This is a genomic window from Megasphaera intestinihominis (assembly GCF_040096415.1).
Lineage (GTDB): Bacteria > Bacillota > Negativicutes > Veillonellales > Megasphaeraceae > Megasphaera > Megasphaera intestinihominis.
On record NZ_JBBMEU010000102.1, the window covers coordinates 1 to 5,318 of the forward strand.

A 5,318-nucleotide genomic window follows, 5' to 3' on the forward strand; every position below is an offset into this window, starting at 1 on the left:
CGGAGTTGTTGGAGATGTTCACGGATTGATCTTTCAGTCTACACTATAAAAGTTTACACATAAGAGTTGACACTACCGGCGTAAAAGTTGTAAAGTGCTGGAATTTAAAACTTGCACAAAAACATTTATATATTCACGGAAGTGTGATATACTCACTGGGTAAATAAAATTTTTTGCTATGATTAAACGAGGAAAAGAGATATGGCGGTTAGTTACAAGCCTTTACTACACATGATGATTGAAAAGAATATTTCAAATGCTGAGTTAATGCGTCGTGCGCATATTTCAGCCAATATTATAACGAAAATAAAGAATGGACAGTACATTGCGCTTGAGAAGGTTGAAAGCATCTGTAAGGCAATGAATTGTACGCCGAATGATATGATGGAGTTTATAAAAGATTCTGACGTAGAAGATGATAATACAAAGGCGGAGGTTTCAAGATGATTAGAAATATTATAAGGGAAAATGAATCTGTTACTCCTAACAATCGGGAGATAAAAGTTCTGAAAGAGAATTTTCCTTCATGTTTCCGCTCAGATGGCAGTTTCGATATAACACGTTTTAAGGAATTTCTGAACGATAAAGTTACTGTGTCTCAAGAAGGATATGAACTTCGTTTTCTGGGTAAAAACTATGCAAAAATGCTCGCTGCACTGGATACAGAAACCGTAATCGTTCCTGATGACGAGCATAATTTAAAATCTGAGAACAAAAATAGCCAGAATGTATATATTAGTGGTGACAATTTGGATGGTCTGAAACATCTGCTCAAATCTTATGCCGGACAGGTGAAATGTATCTACATTGATCCTCCTTACAATACAGGAACGGATGGCTTCGTTTACAACGACAATTTTGAATTTACGGCTAAAAGCCTAATGGAGAAATTGAGTATTAATGAGGAGGAAGCTACTCGCATTATTGATCTTACAAGTAGGGGATCTGCTTCTCATTCTGCTTGGCTGCTGTTTATGTATCCACGACTTCAATTAGCGCGAGATTTGCTTTCAGATAATGGAGTGATTTTTATTTCAATAGACGATAATGAACAAGCGAATCTTAAACTCATTTGTGACGATATTTTTGGTGAAAATAATTTTATTGCAAACATTATCGTGCAATCCAATAAGAGAGGGCAAACATATAAACAGCTTGCCAAAACACATGAGTATCTTTTGGTATATACAAAAAATCCAGATACCATTCTTAACGAATTATCAAAAGGTTCTGGAGCATTTTCATTGAAAGACAATATTGGAGAGTTCGAAGAACGTGAATTAAGAAATCGAAATCCCAAATTCGGAAAATTTAACCGACCTAATTTATTCTATTCAATATATACGAACCCCGATATAGTGGATGCGTGTGGTTATTCTCCTGTTTCATTAGAAAAAAGCGATGAGTTCCATATTGAAATTTTACCATTAAACAGCGAAGGAAAAGAAAGTTGTTGGAGATGGGGGACAAAAAAATTCAAAGCTAATAACAATAAGGATTCTATGGTAAGTGAAGTTGTTGCTCGAAAAAAGACGACAGGTGAATTTGGTTGTTATGAGAAATATCGTAAAGGCACTTTTAAGGCGAAGACCATTTGGTATAATGATGATGTGATTGGAGATCTTCCAGATGAAGATGATGATATTTGGGAAGAAACTGGGGTCATCACGGAACAAGGATCTACTGAGCTTGGCACATATGACATGGGTGCTGCATTTGATTTTCCTAAACCAACATACTTGATAAAAAAGATATTTACAATTGGTGGAAATGCAGAGGATTTATTTTTAGACTTTTTTTCAGGGTCTGCTACATCAATTGACGCAATCTTTCAACTCAATGCGGAGGATAATGGTCATAGAAAAATAATATCCGTTCAATTACCGGAAGATCTTAATGAAAAGTTAAATAAAGCTTCAAAGTCAGACAAAACCAAATTTGAAAAGATGATTGCTTTCGTTGATGGACTTAAGTATCCTCATACGTTAGATTACATTGGATATGAGCGTATTCTTCGTGCTGCCAAAAAGATAAGAGCAGAATACCCAGATACTTCCGTTGATCTCGGCTTTAAGCATTATACCCTCAAAACCATTGATGAACCTACTTTGGATAAGCTGGAGAAGTTCGATAATTCTGGATTTGTCACGAACAGAACTGTTTATGAACTATTTGGAACAAATACTATTTTGACCACTTGGCTTATTCATGATGGCTATACTTTCACGAACCACTGTCAGATGATTAACCTTGCCGGGTATACTGCATATTGGTGCGAGAATCATCTGTATCTGATTGAACCTGAAATGGATGAGAATGCAATTAAGGCACTGATAGACCGGTATAATAGTGATGGCGGATTCAACCCGCAGAACATCGTAGTATTCGGTTATAGCTTTAACTTTGTGAATATGGAAAATTTGAAAACAAACGTGAAGATACTGCGTGATTCCGAGAAAAACTTAAAGGTCAATCTTGACATTCGCTATTAATGGAGGTGGCAGTTTGGAACTAATACTCGAACGGGGTCTTGAACATCAGCAAAAAGCAGTAGATGCTATATCAGCTGTTTTTAAAGGCGTAACAATCACGCCACCGACTCTAGCATATCAAAATCCAACATTTTTATATGATGAGCAATGTATCTCTGCCAATATCCGTATGTTGCAAAGGAACATACGCGAGGATTATCGCCATAATGCAAACCCGGATACTGGACATTACCTGAATCTTGATATCAAAATGGAAACAGGAACGGGTAAAACATATGTATACACACAAGCCATCTATGAACTGCACAAGCGATATGGATTCAATAAATATATTATTGCAGTGCCTTCCCTGTCGATAAAAGCCGGAACACGACAGTTTATCGAGGATAAGTATGTGCGTCATCATTTTGCCGACGATTGCGGATACAATTGTGAAATTGAGCTTGGCGTTCTGGAAAGCCCGAAAACCAAGAAAAAGGGGTTTCTTGCTATGCCTGCTCCTGTTAGGGATTTTGTATCAGGCTCCTGCCAGAATACGAATAGAATATATGTTCTACTTGTTAACATGCAATTACTTACAAGTGGCAAGATGTTGACCAGATCCGACTATGATTATCTTGTTGAAGGATTTTACAGACCATTTGATGCACTGCGTGCAACGAAGCCTATAGTTATTATTGATGAGGCCCATCGTTTTTCTCGTGCTCAGAAAGCATATAAGACAATCACTACAGAGCTTCAGCCACAGATGATTATCCGATTTGGCGCAACATTTCCCGAAATTATTGTAGGGAGCGGAAGGAATAAAGTAACCGTCAAAGATTATAATAATTTGATATATGAACTTAATGCATGCGATGCTTTCAATAAAAACCTGATTAAGGGAGTTGCTAAGGAACATTTTGAGCCGCTATCTTCAAAAGAGGAGAAAGTCAAAATCGTTTCTGTTATTGCTAAAACCTCCGCGAATTTTCAATTACGCAGACAGAATAAATCCCCTAAAACTTTTACACTCGAAGCTGGAGATTCTTTATCTATGATAGATTCTGTGTTTGAGGGGATAAAAATCACTGCGATTGGGAAAAACTTCATCGAGTTATCAAATGGACAAAAAAAATACCAGGGAGAAGAGTTTAATACTGATATTTATTCGTCTTCCTATCAGGAACAAATGGTAAAACTGGCAATTCAGAGACATTTTGAAACTGAACGACAAAATTTTTCAGGACGCCAATTTAAGATAAAAACATTAGCACTGTTTTTTATTGATGATATTTCATCCTATCGTAAATCAGACGATGAGAAGGCACCATATCTCAGAGAAATGTTTGAACGCCTGCTTAAAGAAAAACTAACAGAACTGATTTCAAATCTTCCACCTGAAGAAGATGAATATAGAGAATATCTGAAAGCAAGTCTTGCAGATATTCCTGGTTGCCATGCAGGGTATTTTGCGCAGGATAACAGTGATTCAGATGAGGATATTGCAAAGGAAGTGGATGACATTCTCCGTAACAAGAAAGGATTACTTTCCTTTGTGAATAAAGATGGCTCTTATAATGTGCGCCGCTTCCTGTTTTCTAAATGGACACTGAAGGAAGGATGGGACAATCCAAATATATTTACTATTACAAAATTACGTTCAAGTGGTAGTGAAAATAGTAAATTGCAAGAAGTAGGACGCGGATTGCGCCTTCCTGTGGACGAAAATGGGAACCGCATCTCTAATGAGGAGTTTCAGCTGAACTATATCGTAGATTTTACAGAGGCTGATTTTGCTCAAAGGCTGGTAGATGAAATTAATAATGAGATTCCGGAAACCACAAAAATTGATTCGAATGAATTGGATCGCATTGCGATAGCAAGAAAAATAGATTCAACGACACTCCTTGTTGAGCTCTTGACAAAACGATATATTGATTCTCATATGAATATTAACACTGAGCGCCGGAATGAATTCTTTGCTGAATATCCTGAATTCACATCTGGAGTTAAAAGTGGAAAGGTTACAAACCGTAATAAGAAAAATAACAGTACTATTAAAATTCGTAAGGCTGTATATTCGGAACTAAAAGAATTATGGTTGGCTATTAACAGAAAGTACTATCTATTTTACGAGCGAGAATTGGAAGCTGAAATTCCTAATGTTTTGTTTGAAATTCTCTGTGCACATGATACTTTTGCAAGAACAACCGTCTACAGCCAACGTGAGGAAATTAAGGTAAATGACGAATTAGGCAAAATGGATTTAAAAGACAATACAGGGGTAACATATACTATTGACAAACCCTTAAATTATAGCGACTTTCTCCAAAAAATTAGTCAACAAACAAGTATTCCAATCACCATAATTCATTCATCTATGTGCAAGTTGGCAGAGAGGAAGGCAATTGAAAATGATGTAATTAATGAATATTCTGCTGCCCAGATAGTCAGTAAATTCAAAGATTGGAAAATAAGTCATTTGCAAACAAGATTTCGTTATGCCCAATCACAGCAGCCGATTGCTGAGACTGCTCTTACATACAAAGATGGGCAGCCAAGAGAAGTTATAAAGCAAGGTGTGATTGGTACGATGTTAGTTCCGGGTACGCCGTCCTCAAAGTATTTGTACGATGCCTTTGCATTTGATTCTCCCTTAGAAAAGGATAATATTATGACAGATATTTCAGAGGTTATTGTTTATGGCAAAATTCCCCGCTCAAGTATTGCAATACCAACCATCGTGGGCGAAAATTATAGTCCTGACTATAATGGGCCCCTTGTCAAGACCACGTTCTAAAATTTTAAGAGTGGCAGTAAGCAGAATTATTCTAAGCAGCGAAG

At 36.8% G+C, this 5,318-nt stretch carries 3 protein-coding genes; all 3 read left to right on the forward strand.

The window, feature by feature from the left end; genetic code table 11:
* The first annotated feature begins 231 nt into the window (after positions 1-231).
* The 3 genes from WMO23_RS10860 to WMO23_RS10870 are packed head-to-tail and all read left to right on the forward strand — an operon-like array spanning position 232 to position 5,274.
* Positions 232-447, forward strand: a complete 216-nt coding sequence (locus tag WMO23_RS10860) for a helix-turn-helix domain-containing protein (RefSeq protein WP_337370456.1) — start codon at positions 232-234, stop codon at positions 445-447.
* A complete protein-coding gene (locus tag WMO23_RS10865) occupies positions 444-2,492 on the forward strand; it encodes a site-specific DNA-methyltransferase (protein WP_302420380.1) in 2,049 nt (682 codons plus the stop codon). The genes WMO23_RS10860 and WMO23_RS10865 overlap by 4 nt, the downstream gene beginning before the upstream one ends.
* Positions 2,493-2,505: 13 nt before the next feature.
* Positions 2,506-5,274: a type III restriction-modification system endonuclease gene (locus tag WMO23_RS10870; RefSeq protein ID WP_349174057.1), complete on the forward strand. Its 2,769-nt coding sequence runs from the start codon at positions 2,506-2,508 to the stop codon at positions 5,272-5,274.
* Positions 5,275-5,318 lie beyond the last annotated feature (44 nt).

Excerpts from the sequence above, each read along its gene's own strand:
- WMO23_RS10860 (WP_337370456.1), top strand. The coding sequence starts at position 232 with ATGATGATTGAAAAGAATATTTCAAATGCTGAGTTAATGCGTCGTGCG.
- WMO23_RS10865 (WP_302420380.1), top strand. The coding sequence starts at position 444 with ATGATTAGAAATATTATAAGGGAAAATGAATCTGTTACTCCTAACAAT.